The organism is Psychrobacillus sp. OK032 (assembly GCF_900111345.1).
Lineage (GTDB): Bacteria > Bacillota > Bacilli > Bacillales_A > Planococcaceae > Psychrobacillus.
The window spans coordinates 188,511-212,737 of sequence record NZ_FOGY01000005.1 but is presented as its reverse complement, the minus strand read 5'-3'; the positions used below and the strand labels follow the sequence as shown (position 1 = coordinate 212,737).

Annotated in this window: 25 protein-coding genes and 1 pseudogene; 20 read left to right on the top strand and 6 right to left on the bottom strand. The window is 35.7% G+C overall.

Going from position 1 to position 24,227, the window contains the following annotated elements:
• Window positions 1–237: 237 nt before the first annotated feature.
• Window positions 238–345 carry a YjcZ family sporulation protein gene (locus tag BMZ04_RS11715; RefSeq protein ID WP_093270311.1) on the bottom strand — a complete coding sequence of 36 codons (108 nt, stop codon included), beginning with the start codon at window positions 343–345 and terminating at the stop codon, window positions 238–240.
• 494 nt (window positions 346–839) lie between these two features.
• Here BMZ04_RS11715 and BMZ04_RS11710 point away from each other — a divergent pair, with 494 nt between their 5' ends.
• The gene (locus tag BMZ04_RS11710; protein WP_093270704.1) at window positions 840–2,378 is read left to right on the top strand and encodes a multicopper oxidase family protein; all 1,539 of its coding nucleotides are present in this window, start codon (window positions 840–842) and stop codon (window positions 2,376–2,378) included.
• Window positions 2,379–2,423: 45 nt separating this feature from the next.
• On the opposite strand, the gene BMZ04_RS11705 is transcribed toward BMZ04_RS11710, so the two are convergent.
• Window positions 2,424–3,014 (bottom strand): hypothetical protein, encoded by a 591-nt coding sequence (locus tag BMZ04_RS11705; RefSeq protein ID WP_093270308.1) that lies wholly within the window; start codon window positions 3,012–3,014, stop codon window positions 2,424–2,426.
• A 508-nt stretch (window positions 3,015–3,522) separates the two neighbouring features.
• Between BMZ04_RS11705 and BMZ04_RS11700 the strand changes: the two genes are divergently transcribed.
• From BMZ04_RS11700 to fabZ, 8 genes and pseudogenes are all read left to right on the top strand, one after another.
• Window positions 3,523–4,827: an aspartate aminotransferase family protein gene (locus tag BMZ04_RS11700; RefSeq protein WP_093270305.1), complete on the top strand. Its 1,305-nt coding sequence runs from the start codon at window positions 3,523–3,525 to the stop codon at window positions 4,825–4,827.
• A 2-nt stretch (window positions 4,828–4,829) separates the two neighbouring features.
• A complete protein-coding gene (locus BMZ04_RS11695; protein WP_093270302.1) occupies window positions 4,830–5,630 on the top strand; it encodes a transporter substrate-binding domain-containing protein in 801 nt (266 codons plus the stop codon).
• Between the two features lie 90 nt (window positions 5,631–5,720).
• A complete protein-coding gene (locus BMZ04_RS11690) occupies window positions 5,721–6,377 on the top strand; it encodes an amino acid ABC transporter permease (protein ID WP_093270299.1) in 657 nt (218 codons plus the stop codon).
• A complete protein-coding gene (locus BMZ04_RS11685; RefSeq protein ID WP_093270296.1) occupies window positions 6,370–7,092 on the top strand; it encodes an amino acid ABC transporter ATP-binding protein in 723 nt (240 codons plus the stop codon). The genes BMZ04_RS11690 and BMZ04_RS11685 overlap by 8 nt, the downstream gene beginning before the upstream one ends.
• Window positions 7,093–7,661: 569 nt before the next feature.
• Entirely contained in the window at window positions 7,662–7,808 is a 147-nt protein-coding gene (locus BMZ04_RS22400; RefSeq protein ID WP_177184422.1) for a hypothetical protein, read from the top strand.
• A gap of 207 nt (window positions 7,809–8,015) precedes the next feature.
• Window positions 8,016–8,756 (top strand): hypothetical protein, encoded by a 741-nt coding sequence (locus BMZ04_RS11675; protein ID WP_093270290.1) that lies wholly within the window; start codon window positions 8,016–8,018, stop codon window positions 8,754–8,756.
• 47 nt (window positions 8,757–8,803) lie between these two features.
• Window positions 8,804–9,295, top strand: a pseudogene (locus BMZ04_RS11670) (GNAT family N-acetyltransferase).
• Window positions 9,296–9,381: 86 nt separating this feature from the next.
• Window positions 9,382–9,807, top strand: coding sequence for a 3-hydroxyacyl-ACP dehydratase FabZ (gene fabZ / locus BMZ04_RS11665; protein ID WP_093270286.1), 426 nt, complete (start codon window positions 9,382–9,384; stop codon window positions 9,805–9,807).
• Window positions 9,808–9,872: 65 nt separating this feature from the next.
• On the opposite strand, the gene BMZ04_RS11660 is transcribed toward fabZ, so the two are convergent.
• On the bottom strand, window positions 9,873–10,508 hold the full coding sequence (locus BMZ04_RS11660) for a GntR family transcriptional regulator (RefSeq protein ID WP_093270283.1): 636 nt from the start codon (window positions 10,506–10,508) through the stop codon (window positions 9,873–9,875).
• Window positions 10,509–10,751: 243 nt separating this feature from the next.
• Here BMZ04_RS11660 and garR point away from each other — a divergent pair, with 243 nt between their 5' ends.
• Genes garR through BMZ04_RS11640 form a run of 4 tightly spaced genes read left to right on the top strand, consistent with a single transcriptional unit; the run spans window position 10,752 to window position 15,330 of the window.
• Window positions 10,752–11,645 carry a 2-hydroxy-3-oxopropionate reductase gene (gene garR, locus BMZ04_RS11655; RefSeq protein ID WP_093270280.1) on the top strand — a complete coding sequence of 298 codons (894 nt, stop codon included), beginning with the start codon at window positions 10,752–10,754 and terminating at the stop codon, window positions 11,643–11,645.
• Between the two features lie 3 nt (window positions 11,646–11,648).
• Window positions 11,649–13,094 (top strand): four-carbon acid sugar kinase family protein, encoded by a 1,446-nt coding sequence (locus BMZ04_RS11650; RefSeq protein ID WP_093270701.1) that lies wholly within the window; start codon window positions 11,649–11,651, stop codon window positions 13,092–13,094.
• A gap of 19 nt (window positions 13,095–13,113) precedes the next feature.
• Window positions 13,114–13,950 carry a class II fructose-bisphosphate aldolase gene (locus BMZ04_RS11645; RefSeq protein WP_093270277.1) on the top strand — a complete coding sequence of 279 codons (837 nt, stop codon included), beginning with the start codon at window positions 13,114–13,116 and terminating at the stop codon, window positions 13,948–13,950.
• Between the two features lie 57 nt (window positions 13,951–14,007).
• Window positions 14,008–15,330, top strand: a complete 1,323-nt coding sequence (locus BMZ04_RS11640) for a gluconate:H+ symporter (RefSeq protein ID WP_093270274.1) — start codon at window positions 14,008–14,010, stop codon at window positions 15,328–15,330.
• Between the two features lie 61 nt (window positions 15,331–15,391).
• Here BMZ04_RS11640 and BMZ04_RS11635 read toward each other — a convergent pair whose 3' ends face one another.
• On the bottom strand, window positions 15,392–16,078 hold the full coding sequence (locus BMZ04_RS11635) for a GntR family transcriptional regulator (protein ID WP_093270271.1): 687 nt from the start codon (window positions 16,076–16,078) through the stop codon (window positions 15,392–15,394).
• A gap of 239 nt (window positions 16,079–16,317) precedes the next feature.
• Between BMZ04_RS11635 and BMZ04_RS11630 the strand changes: the two genes are divergently transcribed.
• The 4 genes from BMZ04_RS11630 to BMZ04_RS11615 are packed head-to-tail and all read left to right on the top strand — an operon-like array spanning window position 16,318 to window position 19,734.
• The gene (locus BMZ04_RS11630; protein WP_093270268.1) at window positions 16,318–17,208 is read left to right on the top strand and encodes a DUF6282 family protein; all 891 of its coding nucleotides are present in this window, start codon (window positions 16,318–16,320) and stop codon (window positions 17,206–17,208) included.
• Between the two features lie 56 nt (window positions 17,209–17,264).
• Entirely contained in the window at window positions 17,265–17,609 is a 345-nt protein-coding gene (locus tag BMZ04_RS11625) for a cupin domain-containing protein (RefSeq protein ID WP_093270265.1), read from the top strand.
• Window positions 17,599–18,378: an HpcH/HpaI aldolase family protein gene (locus BMZ04_RS11620; protein ID WP_093270262.1), complete on the top strand. Its 780-nt coding sequence runs from the start codon at window positions 17,599–17,601 to the stop codon at window positions 18,376–18,378. The genes BMZ04_RS11625 and BMZ04_RS11620 overlap by 11 nt, the downstream gene beginning before the upstream one ends.
• Before the next feature lie 27 nt (window positions 18,379–18,405).
• A complete protein-coding gene (locus BMZ04_RS11615) occupies window positions 18,406–19,734 on the top strand; it encodes an MFS transporter (protein WP_093270259.1) in 1,329 nt (442 codons plus the stop codon).
• A 162-nt stretch (window positions 19,735–19,896) separates the two neighbouring features.
• Here the strand turns inward: BMZ04_RS11615 and BMZ04_RS11610 are convergent, their stop codons facing one another.
• A complete protein-coding gene (locus BMZ04_RS11610) occupies window positions 19,897–20,784 on the bottom strand; it encodes a LysR family transcriptional regulator (RefSeq protein ID WP_093270256.1) in 888 nt (295 codons plus the stop codon).
• Between the two features lie 144 nt (window positions 20,785–20,928).
• On the opposite strand from BMZ04_RS11610, the gene BMZ04_RS11605 reads away from it, so the two are divergent.
• Window positions 20,929–21,909 carry a DMT family transporter gene (locus tag BMZ04_RS11605; RefSeq protein ID WP_093270253.1) on the top strand — a complete coding sequence of 327 codons (981 nt, stop codon included), beginning with the start codon at window positions 20,929–20,931 and terminating at the stop codon, window positions 21,907–21,909.
• Between the two features lie 57 nt (window positions 21,910–21,966).
• The gene (locus tag BMZ04_RS11600; protein ID WP_093270249.1) at window positions 21,967–22,848 is read left to right on the top strand and encodes a DMT family transporter; all 882 of its coding nucleotides are present in this window, start codon (window positions 21,967–21,969) and stop codon (window positions 22,846–22,848) included.
• A gap of 268 nt (window positions 22,849–23,116) precedes the next feature.
• On the opposite strand, the gene BMZ04_RS11595 is transcribed toward BMZ04_RS11600, so the two are convergent.
• Window positions 23,117–23,596, bottom strand: coding sequence for a GyrI-like domain-containing protein (locus BMZ04_RS11595; protein ID WP_093270246.1), 480 nt, complete (start codon window positions 23,594–23,596; stop codon window positions 23,117–23,119).
• Window positions 23,597–23,775: 179 nt separating this feature from the next.
• On the opposite strand from BMZ04_RS11595, the gene BMZ04_RS11590 reads away from it, so the two are divergent.
• Window positions 23,776–24,099: a DUF378 domain-containing protein gene (locus BMZ04_RS11590; RefSeq protein ID WP_093270243.1), complete on the top strand. Its 324-nt coding sequence runs from the start codon at window positions 23,776–23,778 to the stop codon at window positions 24,097–24,099.
• The last annotated feature ends 128 nt before the right edge of the window (window positions 24,100–24,227 follow it).

The window sequence follows — 24,227 nt, the reverse complement described above, 5'->3', positions numbered from 1 at the left end:
AAAATTACTGATAACCTAAATTTATTCTATTGAAAAAATCGACCGACTCACTTAAGAGCAGGTCGATTTTTAAGAGGAGAAGGTACAGGAGGGGATTGTATTAATATTATTTTTTCCTACTTAATTATCTCTCTAAAAATCGTTCGATAAAACAGACTAAATGCCATACGACTAAGGAGTGATGCTTGTCAGAGCAAAGATTTCTCTCGTTAATTCAAATAATCAACATATTTGTTTTTAATACATAAAAGATGTTCCTACAATGATAAGTAGGATAAACAAAACTACAATCAGCGCAAAGTTCGATACTGGTCTACCGTATCCTCCGCCTTCATATTCAGACATCTTACATCCCTCTTTTCTAATACTATTTATAGATTATGAAAAGATTACGTGATGAATAAGGTAGTTTGTCTTATATCAAAGTAACAAAGCTTCTAGCAAATGAAAAACTCCTAACCACAGTCAAGTAAGAAGGGGTTGATGGTTACTTTAAAGATTGAATTTGGTTTTGATACTAATCAACAGTTTATTAAAAGGATGGAGTTATGATTCTCTTTAAGTTTGAAGATGATTTTCCCATTCCACCTATATAAAAATTCAATCGAAATATCTCACAAGTTTTAGAACGCTAAATAAACCTTCTAATAAAGTAGCGTATATATACAAAAAAAGGAGGAATATGAATGAACGTTAATGACGAATTTTCACAAAATCTACAACCCTTTCCCAAACCCTGTCCGAACCCGTATTGCCAAAATCTGAGTTGTACATGTGGAGATCAATGTAAATGTACCCCTGATAAACAATGTGGAGAGAGCAAGACAAAGCCAACAAATATGATTCTATCGAAATTCATCGATGAACTTCCCATTCTCCCTGTTTTAAAACCACGTCGAAAAGATCATTTTTTCACTTATTACAAAGTTAATATGACAGAATTTAAGCAATCCCTCCATAGTGAATTACCAAATACAACGGTTTGGGGGTACGAAGGCAGCTATCCAGGACCTACCATTGAGGTGGAAAGCGGAGAAAAGGTATTTATTAAATGGAGCAATAATCTTCCCAAAAAGCATCTTTTACCTATTGATCATACTGTACATGGTGCCCATATGGATGTACCAGAAGTAAGAACGGTTGTACATGTACACGGCGCTAGTGTTGAATCAGAAAGCGATGGTTATCCAGAGGCTTGGTTTACAAAAGGATTCGAACAAGTAGGGCCATATTTTAGGAAAAAAGTGTATCAATATGATAATATCATGCAAGCTTGTACCCTTTGGTATCATGATCACGCACTTGGAATCACAAGACTGAATGTATATGCGGGTTTGGCGGGATTTTTTCTAGTAAGGAATCAGCAGGAACGTTCGATGAATTTACCATCTGGTGATTTTGAAATTCCGCTTATTATACAAGACAAATCCTTTAATAAGGACGGTTCTCTGTATTACCCGAAACAACCAGAAAAACAAGTCTCGGAATTAGAAACGTCAGTGATTCCTGAATTCATTGGGGATACTATACTTGTAAATGGCAAGGTATGGCCCTATTTAAATGTGGAACCACGGAAATATCGGTTTAGGCTACTAAATGGATCTAACACCCGTTTCTATAGGATCAAACTTGATTCAGGTCAACTTATATATCAAATCGGAACAGATGGAGGCTTAATGGAATATCCAATAGGCATTAAAGAAATTAAATTGGCTCCTGCTGAAAGAGTGGATATCATTATTGATTTCACAAATCTTGAGGGAAGAAATATCATCATGAAAAATAGTGCCCCTGCTCCTTTTCCAAGGGGAGAGACACCAAATGATAATACGGTTGGTGAAGTGATGAAATTTAGAGTAATCCTTCCACTCTCGAGTGTTGATACGAGTGTTATCCCAGCTTATATGATGCCTCTTCCAGAAATAATAGAACAGTCAGCTTCAAAGATAAGATACCTAACATTAAAAAATAATATGGATCAGTATGGACGAGATTTCATGCTATTAGATAATAAGCGGTGGGATGACCCTATTACAGAGAAGCCAGAATTAGGTTCAACCGAATTATGGTATCTTATCAACTTAACGGCCGATACACATCCTATCCATATTCACTTAATTGATTTTCAAATATTAGACCGAAGAGATTTCGATGTAGAAAAGTATAAAAAGGAGAAAATTATTCATTATACGGGTCCAGCAATATCTCCCGAACCACAAGAACGAGGATTGAAGGATACAGTAAGAGCAAATCCAAAACAGATAACTCGTATTATTATGAAGTTCGATGGTGCATATAAAGGACTGTATGTATGGCACTGCCATATCTTGGAGCACGAAGATTATGAGATGATGAGACCGTTTATTGTTATTGGATAAAACTATTTTCAGTCTATTTATCAATCTGTAATCGATTATTTTCCTTTAATGATGATTATGCTCATTCAACTGGTTTTCAACAGGTCGATCATTTATTTGCTTTTCAGTATGATTAACTTCATAAAAAGTAGTAAATAATACGATAGCAATTAATATAACCATTATGAAGATTGAAGTGTAGGTGTGATTAATAGTGGGTGCTTTATCACTACTTTTCCTTAAAATATCTCTGATTTGAAGTAAGATTAAATATACAACTATGATATACAGGGCATCCATAAACGCTAACATAATCTGAAAGTTCTCTGATGGTAACATTTCCCCCAACATTGCTCCCATCATGCTACCCATTAGTGAAGCTGCCATTCCTTCAATTATAACAACCAAGCCCAATCCTTTACCTAAAAAATAACCAACAAATAAACTTAGAACAATGGCAAGAATCGTTGAAGAAGTTAAATCATTTTTATAAATTATTCCTGAGATTAATCCAATAACCAAACTTGACATCATTCCCAATGACATCACTATTATCATGGCTGTCATGCCTGCCAATTTCTCTGTATTGAAAGAAATTTTGAAGATCAAGAATGTAGTATAACCTAATACTATTAATATACTTAATATTAATAACATCCACAAACCCCCTTAATAAACTAGCATTCACAGGCAGAGCCAAATTTTCAGTATGGATAACAATTATTGACAGAAGTGTGAATATCTTCATTTTATGTTTATTTTTTTATTTTATATTATGAAGAATGGATTGTACAAATGTCTTAGTTCTTGAATTACCAAAAGGTTATTATTAAAAGCAGAGCTGCTTTGTAATGAAGCAAGGAATATGGTATTAGAAATGTTTAAGAAAAGAAGGAGTCTTATAGTATGAATGTCGGTACTCATGGGAATGATAATACATTCATAACTGAAATTTTTAAAGGTTGGAACACTGAAAATTCTACTAATTAAAACTTTAATATTCACCAAAAAAAGTTGTTGAATATTTATACGTGGGGGTCTATATTATATACATGTCAAAAAAACAGTCAAAGTACGAACGAAGCGTTTCCTACTATTACGAATAGTTAGTGTTTAACTCTTTGTTATCGATAGAATAACATACGGAAAAGTGAAGGTGAGCAGTTTGAGTAACTGGTTAGAATTATATGATAATATGGGGGATTATTTAGCGCCAAGTATGGCAAAAGATCACCCAAATATTCCGATTGTGAAGGAAGAGGGTTGCTACTACTACGGTGTAGACGGCAAAACATATTTGGACTTTACATCAGGGATTGCGGTAGCTAATACAGGACATCGTCATCCAAAAGTTGTACAAAGCATTAAGGATGCGGCGGATCAACTTGTACATGGTCCATCTGGCGTTATTATGTACGAATCTATTTTAAAGCTTTCCAAAAATCTAGGGGAAGTCTTACCAGGGGATTTAGATTGCTTTTTCTTTGCAAATAGCGGAACGGAGGCAATTGAAGGTGCGTTGAAACTTGCGAAATTCGTGACAGAGCGCCCGTATGTTGTATCATTTACTGGTTGCTTCCACGGTCGTTCTCTTGGGGCATTAGGTGTAACAACATCTAAAAGTAAATATCGTAAGTTTTTACAGCCATCTCATTTGTCCTATCAAATTCCGTATGCAGACGTAAAAGGTTGCCCAGCCGGAATAGATCCAGAAATTTACTGTGTAGAACAGCTAGAAAAAGATTTTACACGTCTTTTTAAACACCAAGTTACACCAGAAGAAGTTGCTTGTGTCATTTTAGAACCAGTGCTTGGAGAAGGTGGATACATTATTCCTCCGAAGGCTTGGGTAAAGAAAATTAGAGAAATCTGTGATGAGAATGGAATTTTATTAATTTTTGATGAAGTACAAACAGGTTTCGGTCGTACTGGCGAATGGTTTGCTTCACAATACTTTGGCGTAACACCCGATATTATGGCAATTGCAAAAGGCATTGCATCCGGTCTTCCATTAAGTGCGACAGTAGCTTCGAAGGAATTAATGAAAAAATGGCCACTTGGCATGCATGGTACAACATTCGGCGGTAATCCAATTGCATGTTCAGTTGCTTTAACGACTTTAGAAATATTTCATGAAGAAAACCTTGTGGAAAACTCAAAAGTTGTTGGAGCATATGCAACAGAACAATTAAAAAAACTTCAAACGAAATATCCTATTATTAGTGATATTCGCTCAGTCGGTTTAATGATAGGAATTGAAATCTCCAATCCAGAAACGGGTAAGGTTGATGGACAAGCGGTGATGAAAATTCTTGACTATGCGTTAGAAGAAGGCGTACTTTTCTATCTATGTGGTAACGAAGGGGAAGTTATTCGAATGATTCCACCTTTAACAATAACAAAAGAACAAATAGACGACGGTTTAGGAATGCTGGAAAAGGCAATTAATCGTTATATGGAGGAGAATTAATAATGAAGAATAAATTATTTATGTTCATGCTAGTACTGGTTATCGCTGTATTAGCAGCTTGTGGTACTAAGACAGAAAACGAAAAATCATCCGGTAGTGAAGGAACAACAACAGAAGATAAAAAGGTATTAGTAATGGGTACGTCTGCTGACTATCCACCATTCGAGTTTGTTGATACAGCAAAAGGAGAAGAAATCATTGGTTTTGATATAGATCTTGCCAATTTAATTGGTGAAAAATTAGGTTTTGAAGTTAAAGTGGAAAACATTGATTTTAACGGCTTAATCCCAGCAATACAAGCAGGCAAAGTAGATTTCGTATTAGCAGGTATGACTCCAAACCCAGAACGTGACAAAGTAGTAGACTTCTCCGAACCATACAACGAAACGCAACAAATGGTTGTTACGAAAAAAGATAGTGGCATTAAAACATTAGAAGATTTAGCAGGCAAAACAGTAGGTGCCCAAATTTCTTCCATTCAAGAAGATCTTGCAAAAGAAGTGGCAAAAACGGTCGATATGAAAGTGGAGAGCCGTAACTTAATCCCAGAAGTAGTACAAGAATTAATGACGAAACGATTTGACGCTGCAATTATTGAAGATATCGTAGCTGAAAACTATGTAGAGCGAAATCCAGATTTAACGTATTTCCCGGTAGCAATAGACGATGTGGACTATAAGGCAGCTGTATTCCCAGAAGGCAGCGAACTAAAAGCGCAATTCGACCAAGCAATTAAAGAATTAACCGATAGCGGGAAAATTGAAGAATTAAGACAGAAATGGTTTGTAGTCGACGCAGAATAAAATCAACCTGACTCTGCAAATAATAACTGCTGATTCTCGAGGAACTCTGGCTAAGATTTAAATAGTTCGAATAGAAAGGAGGGTAACGATGTGTTAGATTTTACTGCTGTCGTTCCCTCTATTCCTTATATATTAAAAGGGATAGGTGTTACGCTTCAAATTGTTATCGGAGCAACAATTATAGGAATGGTGCTTGGTATATTACTAGCGCTTTGCAAAATTGGGAAGATTACCGCACTAAAGTTAGTAGCGGATTTTTATACATCTATATTCCGAGGGACTCCGCTTGTCCTACAACTAATGATTATTTACTATGCAATTCCTCAGCTTTTTGACGTTAATATCGACCCGATGCCAGCAGCTATTCTTGCATTTGGATTAAACTCTGGTGCATATATTTCTGAGATTATTCGTGGTGGTATTAATGCGGTTGATAGAGGTCAGCAAGAAGCATCTCTTGCATTAGGAATTTCCTATGCAAAAATGATGAAGGACATCATTTTACCGCAGGCAATGAAAAATATTATGCCAGCATTAATGAATGAATTTATCACATTAAATAAGGAATCTGCTATTGTAACAGTAATCGGGGCGCTTGATATTATGCGTCGTGCTTATGTTGTTGGCGGTTCTAGTTATCATTATTTAGAGGCATTAATGATTGCCGGTGTAATTTATTATATTATGACGCTCATTTTAACATTCCTTGGTAAAAAGCTAGAAAAGAGGATGAGTAGAAGTGATTAAAGTAGAGAACTTGCATAAATCATTCGGTAATAATGAAGTGCTAAAGGGCATTTCAACTGAAATTAAAGAAAAAGAAGTAATTGCAATCATCGGTCCATCCGGCTCCGGAAAGTCTACATTTTTACGCTGTATAAACTTGTTGGAAGAGCCTACAAATGGCGTCATTACGATTGGCAAAGATATTGTAACGGATAAGCGCACAAACATTATGAAAGTGCGTGAAAATGTCGGCATGGTGTTCCAACATTTTCATTTATTTCCCCATAAAACAGTACTTGAAAATTTAATTTATGCACCAATGAATGTACAAGGCGTTTCCAAGAAGCAGGCGATCGAAATAGCGGATGAGTTATTACGAAAAGTAGGTCTTTTTGAAAAACGTGATGAGTATCCAAATCGTTTATCTGGCGGTCAAAAGCAGCGTGTAGCGATTGCTCGTGCGTTAGCGATGAATCCATCTGTTATGCTATTTGATGAGCCAACTTCTGCGCTAGATCCTGAAATGGTAAAAGAAGTGCTAGCAGTTATGAAGACACTTGCAGACTCTGGTATGACAATGGTAATCGTGACGCATGAAATGAACTTTGCACGTGAAGTAGCAGATCGCATTCTTTTCCTTGATGCGGGTCAGCTTGTAGAAGATACGCCACCTGCACAGTTTTTCACGGAGCCAAAATCGGCTAGAGCGAAAGAGTTTTTAGAGAAAGTTTTATAAATGATATGATGAAGAGCAATCCCTTTTATGAAGGGGTTGCTTTTTTACATTTTCTCAACCTAATAAACATTTACACAAAGTTCAAAAATATGAAACAGATTACTAAATTAATACGTAGATAAAGTGTGAAGATCCAAAGAAGGGGGAGGTAAAAACTGGCTACTTTAAATGTCCACGGTTCTCGCTTTTAAATGTTAATTTATTTGATTTTTGGTTTTATTTTAGCTGAAAATGTATTGTGAGTAATTTACGAGAGCTTTGGCATTTCTTACAGTGGGGATATTTGGGTTAATTGGTTTGGGGTATCGTTTCTGTTGTATTTTATCCATACAATGACAAGTAGATTAATCAATAAAAGTATTAAGAAACAATATGAAGTACGTACAAATTCTATTATTTTTTGGTTACTTTTAGTCATTTCAATTTATGATATACCAAAGAATCTAACGAACACTATTATCATTTCACTTTTGCAATTTGGACTCCGATTCTTCTAAAACTTGCTTTTCATACGACGAAAATTTTAGTGGGATAAACTTGTTAGTAGAAATGGAATTGAGGATGAAGGAATGAAAGAAAAGCAAACGAAGAAAGAAGATGGATTTTTTAAAAGTATACTGAAGGAAATCCGTGACTCTGTCATTGTGGAACTAATTTGGAACATAATCATTTTCATACCAAGAATGATAATTCGTATGTGGAAATCCTTTGATTGAATAATAAGAAGAGAGTGGATGGATTGTAAAAAAATGGTTGTATACTTTATATTTTATAATACTTGGCATTATTTCGTTTATTACAGGTGAAGTTGTTACTTTTGTAGTGCTAGGCCTTATTTTAATTAGCCTAACGAATATACATTCTACGTTAAAGGAAATGTTAAAAGTTAATAAGAATAAGATAAATGAAAGAAGAGATTTCAAATGACTCGTAATAAAATGGTTATACCTATTTTACTACTAGTGATTTTTGCCTTTATGATGGCAGGGTGTACTAACAAACAAGATGAACCTACTTTAAAAAAGGTTAAAGGGGAAGGTCTAACATATAGTGAGTATTTTAAGTCAGTTGACGAACTCGATGAGAGGGAAAATATAACGCATTATCAACCTTTGCCAATTGATGAGATGATGATTGTTGCACCTGTTTCTATAAAGAAAGCAGTTCATATTGTGGATCCAAAAAAATTGCCTTTCGAAGTGAATGAACAAACTGCATATCTCGTTACTTCAAAAGGTGAAAACAGTATTGTACAAAATCAAGTGCAATATACGTATGTTAATACGAATGAATACAATCAAAAAGCTGAATTTTATATAATAACAGTTACAGAACTTGAAGAAAATCCACTGGAAAAATATGATTTTACAAAACAACAAACGGATAATATGGGTAACGAGTTAAGAAACGAACTGTTAATCGACGATATCCCAATTTTTCACCAAGTGATTACAACCGATGGTGCACTAGCATATAGATATTATTCGTACGATGAAGAGAAAAAGCGTATATCAACTGTAGTTACTGCAGCAAATGAATTGTACGCATACTATAGGGGCTATCTATATCATGTGGGGTATTCAACAGAAAACAAAAATAAAAAAGAAATACAAGAAGAAATACTTCATCTAACGAGAGAGTTTATTTTAGGGGAATCGTTGTGAAGTGAAGGTAATTATAATGAGGTTTTTATTGGAAGGGGGAAATGAAATTGACTATCACTCTTCAGAAAGTTTTAGAAACAGAAGCACCTATATTGCGAAACTTGTATTCATTATATTTGCACGACCTTTCAAAATTCACACCAAATATTGATATTGGTGTAGATGTTTTTTTTCATTATGAAGATCTAGAGTTGTTTTGTAAAACGGAAGGATTATCACCTCATTTTATTAAGAATGATAATATCATTATAGTTTTTCTTCTACTTTTAGAGCGACCTCTTTTAAAAAAAGCAAATGATTTTAGCGTAAACGATATTTTTATTTTGAATAAGTATAATGATCAAGGATTAGGTAGCAAAGTGTTGGGGAAATTGTTTGAAGAAAAACATGGGAAATATTTTGTTATTGAGCTGGTTGAAAACCTACCTGCCGTGTCATTTTGGTAAAAGACATATGCACAATTAAAAATTGAATTTGAAGAAAAGCATGAAATAGTAGATGATGAACCGTGTTTAATTCAGACGTTTACAATTAAGTAAATAGTGATACTTTTTTGATTTACATATCGAGGGCTTATTTTGAAAGATCAAATAGAAAAAGTAATAACTAATGGAGGAGTTCCTATATGTTAGACACGCAAGAATTGAAAGCAATTATTAAACATCGCTATCCGTTTCTATTAGTAGATAGAATTCTAGAATTAGAAGAGGGAAAAAGAGCAGTTGGAATAAAAAATGTGACTACAAATGAAAAATTTTTTAACGGACACTTTCCTAATTACCCAGTTATGCCAGGTGTATTAATTGTGGAGGCGCTAGCCCAAGTAAGTGCAGTTGCGATGCTAACGAAAGAAGGGAACGAAGGACGGTTAGGGCTATTAGCGGGAATAGATAAATGTCGATTTAAGCGACAAGTAATACCTGGTGACCAACTTCGTCTAGAAATTGAAATCACTCGGATAAAAGGACCAATTGGAAAGGGAAAAGGAATCGCGACTGTCGATGGGGAATTAGTTTGCGAAACGGAACTAATATTTGCATTCGGTGATTAATAGGAAGGCAAAACAAAAGAGGTAACAAATAATAGTTATAAATTATCTTATTTGTTACCTTCTTCTTATTTAGTTCTGGCACTATTTAAAATATGTAAGCAAAAATCTAAATCCTCTTTAAGATGGTCTTCCATAAGCTTCTTCGCCGTTTCGGAATCTCTTGCTTTTATCGCTTCATAAATTTCCTCATGCTCGTCGATTAACCTTGGACGATTGTATAGTACTACGGTCTTTCGAAAAAGATAAATGATAGACTTCATACGATTTATTGTGTCTATCATAAGAGCGTTGCCACTAGCTTGTACAATAATTTCATGAAATCTTTCATTTGCATCCATTATTTCTTCCACTGTGCCTTCTCTTCCCATTTTTATGCAACTATAAAGAGTGTTTAAATCTTCTTTTGGCAAATAGGTTGCAGCTGCGTTCGCTGAGAATCCCTCTAATAGACTTCTAACTTGAAACAAGTTTCGTAGATCTTTTTCTGTAGGCTGTACGACCTTTTTATTAACGATAAGCCCTTCATAACTTAATTGTTTCAGTGATTCTCTAATAGGGGTACGGCTAAATCCTAGTTCTGTCGCTAATTTTTCTTCCACAATCTTTGTGCCGCCTGGCATATCTCCGTTTAAAATTCGATCACGAATCACTTCATATGCTTGTTTGGAAGCGAAGCGAGAATTTTTATCGTGCTGAGTCATTGCTTTCACTCCAATTTTTCAATCTCATTACTATCAAATTTATCAAAAATCATAAGAGAAAGAAAGTACAAAACTATTAAGTGTGTAGTTTGTGTACAAATTAAATAAAATTGTGTACAAACTTCAAAAGAAGGTATACAATATGAAATGTAAAAGTTTTTGAAAACGGTTTCAGTTAAAGGTTATTAAAACGTATGATACATATTTAAACAAGGAAGACTAATATAAATAGGAGGAATAATTATGTCAAAAAAAATTGGTTTTATCGGATTAGGAATCATGGGGAAACCTATGGCACTGAATTTATTGGCTAAAGGGTACGAAGTAATGGTGAACGACCTGAACTTAGAGGCAGTTCAAACTCTAATAGATGCTGGTGCAACAGCTGGAGATTCTGCCAAAATAATCGGCGAAAACAGTGACATAATTATTACAATGCTTCCTGCTTCTCATCACGTACAACAGGTTGTTTTAGGAGAAAATGGTGTGCTTAGTGGCGCGAAAAAAGGTGCAGTTATTATCGATATGAGTTCCATTACACCAGTTGTTTCAAAAGAAATTGCTGAGATTGCTGAAAAACAAGGTGTTGAAATGTTAGATGCTCCTGTAAGTGGAGGAGAACCAAAAGCAAAAGATGGTACGCTTGCAATTATGGTTGGCGGTAAAGAAGAAGTATTTGAGCAAGTGAAAGATGTACTTTATGCGATGGGTGCAGAAGTAACATTAGTTGGGGGCAATGGAAGCGGAACTACTGCGAAGTTAGCGAACCAAGTAATCGTAAACTTAAATATCGCCGCTATGTCTGAAGCGTTAGTATTAGCTGCAAAAGCTGGTATTGATGTGGAAAAAATGTATCAAGCAATTCGCGGTGGACTTGCAGGAAGTGCAGTACTTGATGCGAAGGTTCCTTTAATCCTAGATCGTAATTTTGTAGCTGGTGGAAGAATTGATATTAATATGAAAGACATCACAAACGTAATGGATACAGCACATAGTATTGGTGTGCCAATGCCGTTATCAAGCCAACTGTTAGAAATTTTCCATGCATTAAAAGTAGATGGGAAAGCGGCAGACGATCATGGTGGTATTGTTCAATACTTTGAAAAACTTGCTAATGTTGAAGTTGGGAGAGTTTAATTGATGACTACAATTGATAGTACAGAAAATAGACTAGCCAAGGAAGTTTTAAATAATATCCAAGCAGTGGATACACAAACTGTAAAAGATATGGTAAAAGCTGAGTTAGCTAACTTGAATAAAAAAATCATCGTGCTGGACGATGATCCAACAGGTGTACAAACAGTGCACGGTGTTTCCGTATACACAGACTGGTCAGTAGAGAGCATCGAAAAAGGATTTCAAGAAGAAAATGTGATGTTTTTTATCCTAACTAATTCTCGCGGATTTACTGCTGACGAAACAGAAAAAGTACATACAGAAATTGCTACAAATATCGTAGCCGCAGCAAAAAAACAAAACAAAGAGTTTATCGTAATTAGCCGTGGTGATTCTACTTTAAGAGGTCACTACCCGCTTGAAACTGAAGTATTAAAAGGTACAATCGAAACAGCTTCTGAAATCAAATATGACGGCGAAGTGATTCTTCCATTTTTCAAAGAAGGCGGTCGTCTTACAGTAGATAATATCCACTATGTACAATACGAAGAGTATTTGGTACCAGCTGGGGAGACTGAATTTGCGAAAGACAGAACATTTGGTTATACAAAATCACATTTAGGGGAATATGTTGAAGAGAAATCGGCCGGCAAATTCAAAGCGGATAACGCAACGTATATTTCACTAGAAAGCTTACGATCACTTGATATAGAAGGAATAACAAATCAATTGCTTCAAGTAGCAGATTTCAACAAAGTAGTCGTGAACGCAGTAGATTACGTCGATGTAGAAATCTTTGTAATTGCACTAGCTAAAGCAATGAAGGTTGGAAAACAATTCATGTTCCGAAGTGCAGCTGCTCTGACAAAAGTAATTGGCGGAGTTAGCGATAAAGCACTTTTAACAAGAGAAGAATTAATCCAAGATGAAACGAATCATGGTGGTTTAATCCTAGTTGGATCGCACGTTAAAAAAACTACGGAGCAGCTAGAAGTATTGAAAACTAGTGATTTTATCGAGTTCATCGAATTTGATTGCCATCTTGTATTGCAACCTGACCAGTTCCAAGAAGAAATAGATCGAGTGATTTCAACAACTGAAAATCTTATTCGTGAAGGTAAAACAGTTACTGTTTATACGAAACGAGAAAGACTTGATCTTGGAGAAGGTAAAAAAGAAGAAGAGTTAAAACTATCGGTGAAAATCTCAGATGCGGTAACAAGTATCGTTCAACGTCTAAAAGTACGACCAAATTACATTGTTGCTAAAGGTGGTATTACTTCTAGTGATATCGGAACAAAGGGACTTGAAGTAAAACGTGCAACGGTAGCAGGTCAAATTCAACCGGGTATTCCTGTTTGGTATACAGGAGAAGAAAGTAAGTTTCCTGGTATTGCGTATATTATTTTCCCAGGTAATGTAGGTGCAGTTACAACTTTAAAAGATACAGTGGAAATCTTAAATAAGTAATCATCAAGGGGAGACTTATATGTTAGTAAACACTATAGAAATATTAAAGAATGCCCAAGCAGGTAAATATGCGGTCGCAGCATTTAATGTATACAACCTGGAAACAGTTCAAGCAGCCATTCGTGTTGCGGAACGAGAAAACCAACCAGCCATTATCGCATTAGGTGAACGTTATTTTCCAACCGTTGACGTAGAAGGTTTTGCTGCACTTGTGAAAGCAATAGCAGAAAAGTCTCCAGTTCCTATTGCACTTCATCTTGATCATGCATATGAAAAAGAGTCCATTATTCGTGCCATCCGCTCTGGATTCACATCTGTTATGTTCGACGGGTCTGCCTATGAAATAGAAGAAAATATTCGTCGCACAAAAGAAATTGTAGAAATCGCACATATGGCTGGTGTATCAGTAGAAGCAGAAATTGGTTCTTTAGCAAAAGGTGATTTCTCTGATGAAGAAGAAGGAGATGGCACACTAACTGATCCACAGTCTGCGAAAGATTTTGTTGCAGAAACGGGAGTGGACTTTTTAGCTGCTGCAATCGGAACGGTTCACGGTATGTATAAAGGGGAGCCGAAAATTGATTTACCGCTTCTAGAGAAAATCCAGCAAGCTGTTGACGTACCACTTGTACTTCACGGGGGATCGGGAACTCCCGATGCAATTGTGAAACAAGCAGTTCAACTTGGAATATGCAAAGTGAATGTGAATACGGAAGTATCTATGGCTGCCGTTTCTTATTTGCAAAACGCCTTTGAAAATAAACAAATGCCACATCTTTCTACCGTTATGGAAGAAATGCAACAAACAATGGAATCAGTCATGACAAAATTTGTCCGATTATTTGCAAATAAATAAGAACTGTCCCTATGTCATACATGGGGACAAGCTTCTAAATCGAAATGGGGAATTCGAATGCCAATAGTATCTGTTTGTATAGGGGTTGCACTCTTACTAATATTAATGATTGTGTTTAAGTTAAATGCTTTTATCTCATTAATTCTTGTTGCCTTATCAGTAGGAATTTTAGAAGGTATGTCACCGCTTGATGCAATGAAATCTGTCCAAGCTGGTTTAGGTGGAACACTTGGTAGTCTAACAATGATTATTGTTTTTGGAGCTATCCTTGGTAAGTTGATGACTGATTCGGGGGGAGCTCAACGAATTGCGACGACGCTTATTCGTGTTTTTGGTAAAAAGAGAGTTCAACTAGCGGCTGTTTTGACAGCTTCTGTAGTAGGGATTGCGCTATTTTTTGAAACAGGAGTTGTTGTATTAATTCCATTAGTATTTACGATTGCGGCTGCAGCTGGAGTACCAGTATTGTATATAGGGATGCCGGTTATTGCAGCACTTATTACGATGCACGGTTTTGTTCCTCCTCACCCAGGACCAACAGCTGTTGCAAGTGTATTTGAGGCAAATATAGGAAAAACATTATTATATGGAATTGTTATTGCTATTCCTGCCATTATTATTGGTGGACCGTTATTTACGAAGTTGTTCAAGAAAGAAGATTTAGAAGTAGATATTCCTAAGGGTCTATTTAATCCAAAAGAATTTACAGAGGAAGAAATGCCTGGGTTTGTTACGAGTCTGTTAACATCTTTAATGCCTGTTATTTTGATTGCTTCTCAAGTGGTAGTTCAAATCACTATGCCGAATTCAGCAATCATGCCGTTCTTTGATTTTATCGGTAATGCGAATGTTGCATTGTTACTATCAGTTATTCTTGCATTCTTTACTTTTGGTTTAAACAGAGGTATTAAAATGAAAGAAGTTATGCAATCGGTTACAGATGCGGTTAGCGGAATTGCAATGATTCTATTAATCATCGCTGCTGGTGGTGCATTTAAGCAAGTACTAATCGACAGTCATATTGATCAATACATCGCAGACATTATGGCAGGCTCAACACTTTCTCCATTACTTCTAACTTGGTTAATCGCCGCTATTTTACGAGTAGCAGTTGGATCAGCTACTGTAGCTGGTATGACGGCTGCGGGTATTGCAGCACCTCTTGTTGGAATAACGGGAATTAGCCCAGAATTAATGGTGTTAGCTGCCGGTGCTGGAAGTATTACGTTCTCCCATGTGAATGATGCAGGATTCTGGATTTATAAAGAATACTTCAATCTTACTATTGGGCAAACGATTAAAACTTGGTCTGTCATGGTAACGATTCTTTCGTTAGTTGGACTTGCTGGTGTGTTACTCCTTAATATGATTATTTCTTAAATGAAAAGCGTTTTCTTTTACAGTGTGATTGTAAAAGAAAACGCTTTTTTATGTTCTCAAATTAGTTTTCTCCCCAAAATTGGCTAGAGACTTTTAAGGCATTGAGTACGACTTTAAATCCATGTTCTTTTTGTGCAAAGATTAATTTGGAGGCGTTTTCTTCGTCTTTGTTTTTTAACGCATTAACTATAGCTAGGTGCTCCTCATTGGAAGCTAATAATCGATCGGGATCATGTTGGAAAATCGACTTTGAATTTTCACTTCTAAGATATAGATTTTCGATGATTTCTATTAAAACTGGTGCGTGCGACGAACGATATAATTGCTTGTGAAATTCTCGATTGGTATGTGTATATTCCTCAATGTCATTATTCTTTAGATGTTGTTCCATCTCTAGAACAAGATTTTCTAAAAGCATGATCTCTTCATTTGTTGCCGATTTTGCAGCTAAACGAGTGGCTAACGGTTCTAGTTCTAGTCGAATTAGAAACATTTCTTCTAAATTCTTTATATTAAATGGTGCAATTCTAGCTCCGCTATGCGATTTAATCTCCAGTAAGCCGTCCGCAGTTAGTTTTTTTATCGCTTCTCTCACGGGAATATCACTCACTTCAAGTTGTCTTGCAATCTTTCTAATAATGAGACGGTCCCCCGGTTTGTATTCTGCTGCTAATATTTTCGCTCGGAGGAACTCGTATACTTTTTCAGATTTCGTCTTCCCATCGAGCGTATCAATCTTCTTTACCATGGAATCTCTCCTTTCTCGGATATATATATAATTTTTCTCTAATTAAATACCATTCTAGTCCAAATGTGATACTTATACAACTAAAGGAGTAAATTGTTTGGTAATTATTAGTACTATTAAATTTATTAAAAAGACTTGAAAAAATGAGATTATTAGAATAATATATAAATAAATATAAATCATATATAATTTAAAATTTATTATATCTTTTTTATATAAGATTAAAAGGAGCTGATTTTATGAATGTAGATTTACTAGAGGGTGCTTATGATCTTCATGTTCACACGGGTCCTGATGTAAATGAGCGAAAGCTTGATGACTTTGAGATGGCAGAACGTATTCAAAAGATAGGTATGAAAGGCTTCGGTATTAAATCGCATTATTTTTGTACTGCAGAAAGAGCAAGACTAGTGAAGAAAATATATCCGGCGGTGGATCCAATTGGCGCTATTTGCTTAAATTATCCGTCCGGTGGTATTAATCCGATAGCTGTGGAGATGGCAGCGCGAGATGGTGCAAAAATCGTTTGGATGCCAACATTCGATGCAACAAACGAATTAGAATACACTTTTAGCCAAAGTAGTTATGAAGAGCTACCACCTTGGGCAAAAGTTCAACATGAATTAAAAGAACAAGGTAAAACACAAGCAGGTATTTCAATCCTTGAAGATGGAAAGTTAACTAAAAAAACTCTTGAAGTATTAGAAATTATTAAGCAAAACGATTTAATACTATCTACTGGTCATTTAAGTAAGCAGGAAGTATATGCATTAGTTACTGCAGCAAAGGACTTGCAACTAAAAAAAGTCGTAGTAACTCATCCGACGTTTTCATCTGTTAATCTTTCTAAAAAAGAACAAAAAGAATTAACTGAGCTAGGTGCTATTATGGAACAGTGTTTCGGTGTTATTACACCTACATATGGTATTGATTGGCCAGAACTGTATGAAACAATTAGGTATGTAGGGCCTGAAAACTGTATCTTATCAAGTGATTTAGGACAGACAAATAATCCATATCCAGAAGAAGGCATGCTTACATTTGTAAATAACTTACTTGAAAATGGATTTTCAAGAGAAGAGATCAAAACAATGACAGTAACAAATACAAACTTTTTAGTTGAAGGATAATTGTCAAAAAACATTAGAATGAAAGCGATATCATTAAAGAAAACTTGGAGGGTAAAATGGAAAAGTTAAAATTGAAATCTAATAATTGGGATCTAATGGAAGAAATCTTAGTGCGCGAGGGAGTTACTCGTAAAGCTTTTAGCGGAGAAGGAGCTACTTTAGCGCTACATGTTTTACAACCAGATCATGAGCCAAAACCACATAGTCATTCATATGAACAAATTGTTTATATTCTAGGTGGGAAAGTAAATTTCCATGTTGGTGAAGAAGTAGTCGTATTAGAAAAAGGTGGTCTTTTGGTTGTCCCACCGGATGTAGAGCATTATGCGGAGGTTGTGGGGGATGAACCAGTATATAATTTAGATATTTTTACTCCGAAGAGAGCGGAATATGATGCTTAATGAAAATGTAAAACGATCATTTAAAAAGCGCTTGGAAAATGGACAACCTCAACTGGGAACGTTTGTGAAGATAAATTCTCCAGAAATGATTGAACTATTAGGGATGGCCGGTTTAGATTTTATCATCATCGATATGGAGCATACGACACTTGCTTTCCATCAGGTGGAACAAATGGTAAGAGTTGCAGATTTACATCAGATGAGTACAATTATTCGTCTTCCTGATTCCAGTCGGAGTAGTATTCTTCGGGCATTGGACTTAGGAGCTACAGGTATTCAAGTTCCCCAAATTGAACATGTTGATGAGGTAAAGGAAATTGTAGACAAATCAAAGTATCATCCACAAGGTTCAAGAGGGCTAACATTTGCACATCGAGCAGCTAAGTTTGGAAACACACCAAGTAATTATTTGGAAGAAGAAAATTTAGCAACTACGATTGCTGTTCATATAGAAACAGTAGGTGCTTTTGAAAATGTAGAAAAGATATGTGAAGTAGAAGGATTAGATGTGGTATTTATCGGTCCTTTAGATTTAAGTGTTTCATTGGAATTAGATGCGAATTATCTGGATGGAAGCCTCGCAGATCCAGTGATGAAAATAGTAGACGCTTGTAGGGAGAATAATAAGATTCCTGGAATTGCAGTATCGAATGAAGAGCAGTATAAGTTCGCAATTAAAAAAGGTATTCCATATATTGTATGGTCTTCAGATGTTGCACTGTTTAAACAAGCAATAGATTCAGTTATTCGTCTAGCAAAACAGAACTAAACCAAAGGGGAAAAAAGGGGTGTACAAATGGTAGAAATCATGAGCAATCCAGTTTCAACAAAAGTAAAGAATGATGAAAAGTTAAGTAAAGATGGTAAAAAGACTGTTACAACTGCGTTTTTAGGGTTTACGGTAGATATGATTGATGTATATTTACCGATCATTGCATTGGCACCAGCAATGATTTATTTCCAACCGGCAAATATTTCACCAACAATTGCTACAACATTGTACTTTACAATTTTTGTATTATCGCTTATTGGTCGTCCGATAGGATCTTTCATATTCGGGTATGCAGGGGATAAGATTGGTCGGAGAAAAACAACGTTAATTGCTATTTTTGGACTTTTCGTTACAACTTTTTTGATAGCACTTTTACCAGGTTATAGTGTTTGGGGACTGGGAGGAATTATAGCTATTGCAGCACTGAGATTTTTGTCGGGAATTTTCATGGGTGGAGAATATACATCAGCTAACCCGCTTGCAATGGAAATGAGTCCAAAAAGTAAACGGGGATTATTTGGGGGCTTTATAAATGCAGGTTTTCCATTAGGTACAATTATTGTATCTGTATCAACATTAATCACATTGAGTTTTTTACCGGCAGGAGATGCTAGTGCTCCATATTCAGTTTGGGGTTGGAGAATACCATTTCTATTAGGTGCCTTACTTTCATTGGTATTGTTTATTTACTCCTATTTTGAATTACCAGAATCTGAAGTATGGAAGACCTCTAAGAAAACGACAAACCCATTAAAAGCATTATTTAGTAAAGAGCATTTTGGCCAACTTGGACAAGTATTTTTACTAATGAGTGGTGTTTGGTTTGTAACGAATGCCATTATTTCTTCTTTACCAGGGATGTTGAAAATGCTAAATGTTAGTAGTACAACTTCTACTTATTCACAGCTTTTTGCAAATATAGTTCTGTTCGGTCTCTTTATATTAGCTGGGGCTGTAAGTCAAAAAGTTGGTAGAAAATCAGTATTGATTATATTTGGTATTTTGAGCTTTACAATAGCACCAATTGTCTACTTCTTCTTATTGAAAAGTGGATATCAAAACCCGGTACAATTAATGATTCTTGTTATTGCTGTGCACGCACTAGTTGTACCTGTGTTTGGCGTACTAACTTCCTATATTACAGAACGATTTGATACGAGTGTTAGGGCTTCTGGATACGGGGTAGGATACAGTCTTGCATTAGTTATTCCGGCACTTACACCATTCATTATGTTAGGATTACAGAATTTCATGCCTTATGTATATACTCCTATTGTTATTTTAATAATTGGGGGAATATGTATTACAGCTGGAGCTCTTCTTGGTCCTGAAACAAAAGATGTAGATTTTTAATTTACTATATTGAAAACCAACCTTTCAGACGGAGGTTGGTTTTTGGCTTTTAGGAATATGAATTAAAATTGCTTGTATACGAGATAATTGCTCGGATAGAGCTTTGCATTGCTCGTTCGATCTTAATTGCTAATAAAGTTGTTCAATTTTCTAGGGAGTAACTTAATTGATAATGAAAGATAGTGGCTCTGTCTGTTTCTCTTTTGTATGTTCAATCGTTTCAATAAACTTTTCGATAGTCGACGTCAGATAGGCATTGGAACGTCTAATGAAAACAGTTTTGATCTTACTATATTTTTCGGGAAGGATATGGCATTGGATAAGTTCCTTCTTTTCTAAATAAGAAACAGCAGATCTAGGAACGTATGTGACACCAAGACCAACTGCAACACTACTTAAAATTGTTTCTAGTGTCCCAAACTCCATTACTTTTTGAGGAGTAATATTTTGATCTTTGTACCATGCTTCTAGTCTTGCACGATATCCACATCCTTTGCTAAAACAAAGGAATGGCTCCTGTATTAATTGTTCTAAGGAGGTTGCTCTCATATCTGAAATGAGGACAAGCTCTTCTTGAAAAACATCATGAGATATAAGGTCTGGATGTACAGCTGTTTCTGTGACAAAGGCTCCATCTAAACGATGATTCAACACATCTTGTTGCAATTGATCTGTTACACCGGTTATTAGGGATAGATCCACATTTTTATACTTTTTCGTATAGGCAGATAATATATACGGTAAGTTAATGACTGTTTCTACTGATCCTATTTCTAACTTACCAGATGGATCCTCACCGCTTTGTACCACTTTTTTCATTTCATTCGTTAGTGTTAATATTTTCTCGCAATAGACTAATAGTTTTTTTCCTTCTGGCGTTAAACTCATTCCACGATTATGACGATTGAAAAGTGGTGTATTTAGCTCAGTTTCAAGCTTATGTATTCTAGAGGTAATATTTGATTGCACATAGTTTAATGCTTTTGCCGCTTCTGTAATCGTTCCCTTTTGTGCAACCATTTGAAAAATCTCTAAGTCTTTAAACTCCATTTTCCTTCCACCTCATAACACTTCCATTCTATTAATGATGATATCACTAAAAATGATATTAAGCATCAGTAATATTCATTTTACATGATGGCTGATGTTGATGTTTAATAGATATGGCTAGTAGATGAAGGAGTTTGATGTTTTGTGAAAGGGAATGTACTTTTAGGTGCTATATTATGCCTTGTTGCAAGTGTGTCTTGGGGAGCAATGTTTCCTGTCGCGCATGATGCTTTTCAATATATAGATCCATTTTATTTTACTATTATCCGCTATGGTGTAGTGACAGTTATTTTAGTATTACTTCTATTATGGAAAGAAGGAAAACAGGCATTTCAATTAGAAGGTAAGGGATTGTCGCTATGGTTTTTCGGTACGATGGCTTTCACCGTTTATAATTTACTTATTTTCTGGGGAGAGGATTTATTAGGAGAGCCAGGGGTAATGGTCGCATCGATTATGGAATCTTTGATGCCAATGATTTCGATTGTGATTGTATGGATGCTTTATAGACGTAGACCATATACGTTTACATTAATATGTGTGTTAATCGCATTTATTGGTGCAGCGCTGGTTATTACAAGAGGTAATTTTGGTGCTTTTCTATCCGCCACTGATAATATTGTACCTTCCATCCTCATCTTTATCGCGGTTATTGGATGGGTTGTTTACACAATGGGTGGGAGTGAGTTTCGTGGGTGGTCTGCGTTACGATATTCTACATTAAGCTGTTTACTTGGAACCATTTCAGCCGGTGTTATTGTTTGGATACTGACACTTTCCGGTTATGTGAGTATACCTAGTATGGAAACAATTTCGATTGTAAGTCCGCATTTATTGTTTATGATTATTTTTCCGGGTCTAATAGCATTAATTGGCTGGAATGTAGGTGTTAGTATTTTGACTCCATTAAATGGTCTGTTATTTATTAACTTTGTTCCTGTTACAACGCTTGTGATTTCACTTGTTCAAGGAAATGAAGTAAATTATGTTGAATTAATTGGAATTACATTTATTATATTCTCATTAATCGCGAATAATATTTTTCTGCGAAAGCAACAGCAGAAGAATGTACAAGCTGAAACAAATAATATAAAAGCGTCTGCTTCTATGAAAGAAATTTTGTAGAAGCCAGACGCTTTTTTGCGCTATACTAGGATTATTGAAAAAAGGCTGGTGGTTTATGTGCAAAAGTATATCGGTGAAATATTACTTGTAGTAACAGCAATAATATGGGGAAGTGGATTTGTTGCAAGTGCCGTATCACTTGAATATTATACACCCTATCAAATTTTGGCAGGAAGATTTTTAATTGGTGCTATTATTTTATGCATTGTATTCCATAAAAAATTGAGAAATATGAAGAAAAGTACGCTATTAAGAGGAACAGTTTTAGGGCTCTTTCTATATTTAGCTTTTGCTCTTCAAACAGTTGGATTACAATATACAACACCTTCCAAAAATGCATTATTAACTGCTGTAAACGTGGTCATTGTTCCTTTTATAGGGTTTTTACTATATAAGCGAAAAATGGATATGTATGAGTTGGGTGGAGCAGTTTTAGCAGTAATTGGTGTGGCGGTATTATCGCTCAAATTTTCTTCGGAGATCAATATAGGAGATTTGCTCACACTTTGCTGCGCAGTTGGGTTTGCATTCCATATATTTTATACAGCTAAGTTTGTAAAAGAAGAGGATCCAGTGGTTATAACAATTATTCAAATGATCGTCGCTGCTATTATTGGCTGGATTGTTGTTGGTCTTAGAGGAGAAAGTGCATTTTCTGTGGAGACAGAAGGGGTGTTGAACCTTCTTTATCTTGGTGTTTTTTCTACAACGATTGCTTATTTAATGCAAACTGTTGCGCAAAAGTACATAACCGAAACAAAAGCTGCCATTATACTTTCGACAGAATCTTTCTGGGGGATGGCGTTCTCGGTTATCATTTTAAGTGAAGTGATGACTTTTAAAATGATCATCGGTGCGGTTCTAATACTTTTTGCAATAGTTTTATCTGAAACGAAGCTTGGTTTTTTGAAAAAGGATAAAATGAAGTCTCTAGTTTAGATTCTTAGATAAAAAGCGTTTCTACAATTGTAGAGACGCTTTTTAGGAAAAGTGCGTCAAAGTGGAATACCGCAAGGTCAGTTGATTTCCGCTCCAGGCGGACGCGCAGCGTCGGCGATGGTTCATCGCTCACCCGGCGGAAAGCGTCCGCCCTGCAGCGGAAATCCCAGCGGTAATTTTCTTTACAACGTATTATCTCTATTATGCGCAGAATTTTAGTGCATACTCGCAGTATTAAAGGATAATTTATGAATAGCGAAGTGAAACTTTACTTTATTGCTACCCAAATTTCATTATAAGCCTTTGGATTTTTCGGATCCGTTTCTATGTATACTTCAAACGGTTGTATTTCAGTCGGTACATATCCGGTAGAAGGAAACCATTCAGAATAAATTCGTTCCCAAGTAGTGGCTAAAGCAGATGGGAAGGGACCTTGTACTTCAAAAACGACCCATTTAGAAGCGGGAAAGTCTAAACTTTTTAATCCTTCTGGCACGTCGCCACTATATTCTGCAGCAACATAATAGTCCATTTTATTTTCTTCTTTATTCACTTCTGCCCAAATGCCTAAAAGTCCTTTTGTTTCTCCACTTCTCAACTGCTCTAATTGATCGAAGATTCCATTTTCATGGATGGTATTCCAAAAGTTTTGAAATGCTTGTATGCCCCCATCTTCTACTTCGAATGGAAATTCTCGATTTACTCCAATTACTTGAAAAGCTTCTCTTTCAACAATACGATATTGCATTTATTTTGCTCCTTTCCTTTAAAACAATTCTTCTTGTAGCATGTTTCCTTATTTAAATTATATTCTAACATTATGACACACTCCAGTTTTTTGGGTAAGCCTCCTTTTATGTATGAAAGTTTGATTTTAGCGAAAGATAAGGGAGCATTTTAATGAAGTTTAAGGAGGTGTTAATTACAATGAGAACAATACATCGTATTGCTTTAGTACTCGTAATAATTGGTGCAATTAACTGGGGGTTAATTGGCTTTTTTAGATATGACCTAGTATCGTCTATATTTGGAGGAGAAACAACAGGTATTTCGAGACTCATTTATGCGCTAGTTGGATTAAGTGGACTAATTTGTTTACCACTTTTATTTGAACCAGCACGAGATGTTGAAGTGGATAGAGATCCTAGAGGCTTTAGAAATGTGAATTATGGTACGGAGTTTGGCGAAGAGACCGACTTAACCGATATTAAGGATTATTCGGAGCGAAAAAAGGCAGAGGAAAAGAAATAACTTTGCTGTTCATGAACGAAAAACTGGCGACCTTTTATAGGATCGTCAGTTTTTTGATTTTGTTGTAATTTGGAAAGGAGAAATTGTAACGTATCACGAAGTTTACATGATGATGATTTTAAGGGAGT

What these genes read in the sequence shown, in the direction of transcription:
- BMZ04_RS11715 (WP_093270311.1), bottom strand. Translation starts at nt 345, where the DNA reads ATGTCTGAATATGAAGGCGGAGGATACGGTAGACCAGTATCGAACTTT.
- BMZ04_RS11710 (WP_093270704.1), top strand. Translation starts at nt 840, where the DNA reads ATGATTCTATCGAAATTCATCGATGAACTTCCCATTCTCCCTGTTTTA.
- BMZ04_RS11705 (WP_093270308.1), bottom strand. Translation starts at nt 3,014, where the DNA reads ATGTTATTAATATTAAGTATATTAATAGTATTAGGTTATACTACATTC.
- BMZ04_RS11695 (WP_093270302.1), top strand. Translation starts at nt 4,830, where the DNA reads ATGAAGAATAAATTATTTATGTTCATGCTAGTACTGGTTATCGCTGTA.
- BMZ04_RS22400 (WP_177184422.1), top strand. Translation starts at nt 7,662, where the DNA reads ATGAAAGAAAAGCAAACGAAGAAAGAAGATGGATTTTTTAAAAGTATA.
- BMZ04_RS11675 (WP_093270290.1), top strand. Translation starts at nt 8,016, where the DNA reads ATGACTCGTAATAAAATGGTTATACCTATTTTACTACTAGTGATTTTT.
- fabZ (WP_093270286.1), top strand. Translation starts at nt 9,382, where the DNA reads ATGTTAGACACGCAAGAATTGAAAGCAATTATTAAACATCGCTATCCG.
- BMZ04_RS11660 (WP_093270283.1), bottom strand. Translation starts at nt 10,508, where the DNA reads ATGACTCAGCACGATAAAAATTCTCGCTTCGCTTCCAAACAAGCATAT.
- garR (WP_093270280.1), top strand. Translation starts at nt 10,752, where the DNA reads ATGTCAAAAAAAATTGGTTTTATCGGATTAGGAATCATGGGGAAACCT.
- BMZ04_RS11650 (WP_093270701.1), top strand. Translation starts at nt 11,649, where the DNA reads ATGACTACAATTGATAGTACAGAAAATAGACTAGCCAAGGAAGTTTTA.
- BMZ04_RS11645 (WP_093270277.1), top strand. Translation starts at nt 13,114, where the DNA reads ATGTTAGTAAACACTATAGAAATATTAAAGAATGCCCAAGCAGGTAAA.
- BMZ04_RS11640 (WP_093270274.1), top strand. Translation starts at nt 14,008, where the DNA reads ATGCCAATAGTATCTGTTTGTATAGGGGTTGCACTCTTACTAATATTA.
- BMZ04_RS11635 (WP_093270271.1), bottom strand. Translation starts at nt 16,078, where the DNA reads ATGGTAAAGAAGATTGATACGCTCGATGGGAAGACGAAATCTGAAAAA.
- BMZ04_RS11630 (WP_093270268.1), top strand. Translation starts at nt 16,318, where the DNA reads ATGAATGTAGATTTACTAGAGGGTGCTTATGATCTTCATGTTCACACG.
- BMZ04_RS11625 (WP_093270265.1), top strand. Translation starts at nt 17,265, where the DNA reads ATGGAAAAGTTAAAATTGAAATCTAATAATTGGGATCTAATGGAAGAA.
- BMZ04_RS11620 (WP_093270262.1), top strand. Translation starts at nt 17,599, where the DNA reads ATGATGCTTAATGAAAATGTAAAACGATCATTTAAAAAGCGCTTGGAA.
- BMZ04_RS11615 (WP_093270259.1), top strand. Translation starts at nt 18,406, where the DNA reads ATGGTAGAAATCATGAGCAATCCAGTTTCAACAAAAGTAAAGAATGAT.
- BMZ04_RS11610 (WP_093270256.1), bottom strand. Translation starts at nt 20,784, where the DNA reads ATGGAGTTTAAAGACTTAGAGATTTTTCAAATGGTTGCACAAAAGGGA.
- BMZ04_RS11595 (WP_093270246.1), bottom strand. Translation starts at nt 23,596, where the DNA reads ATGCAATATCGTATTGTTGAAAGAGAAGCTTTTCAAGTAATTGGAGTA.
- BMZ04_RS11590 (WP_093270243.1), top strand. Translation starts at nt 23,776, where the DNA reads ATGAGAACAATACATCGTATTGCTTTAGTACTCGTAATAATTGGTGCA.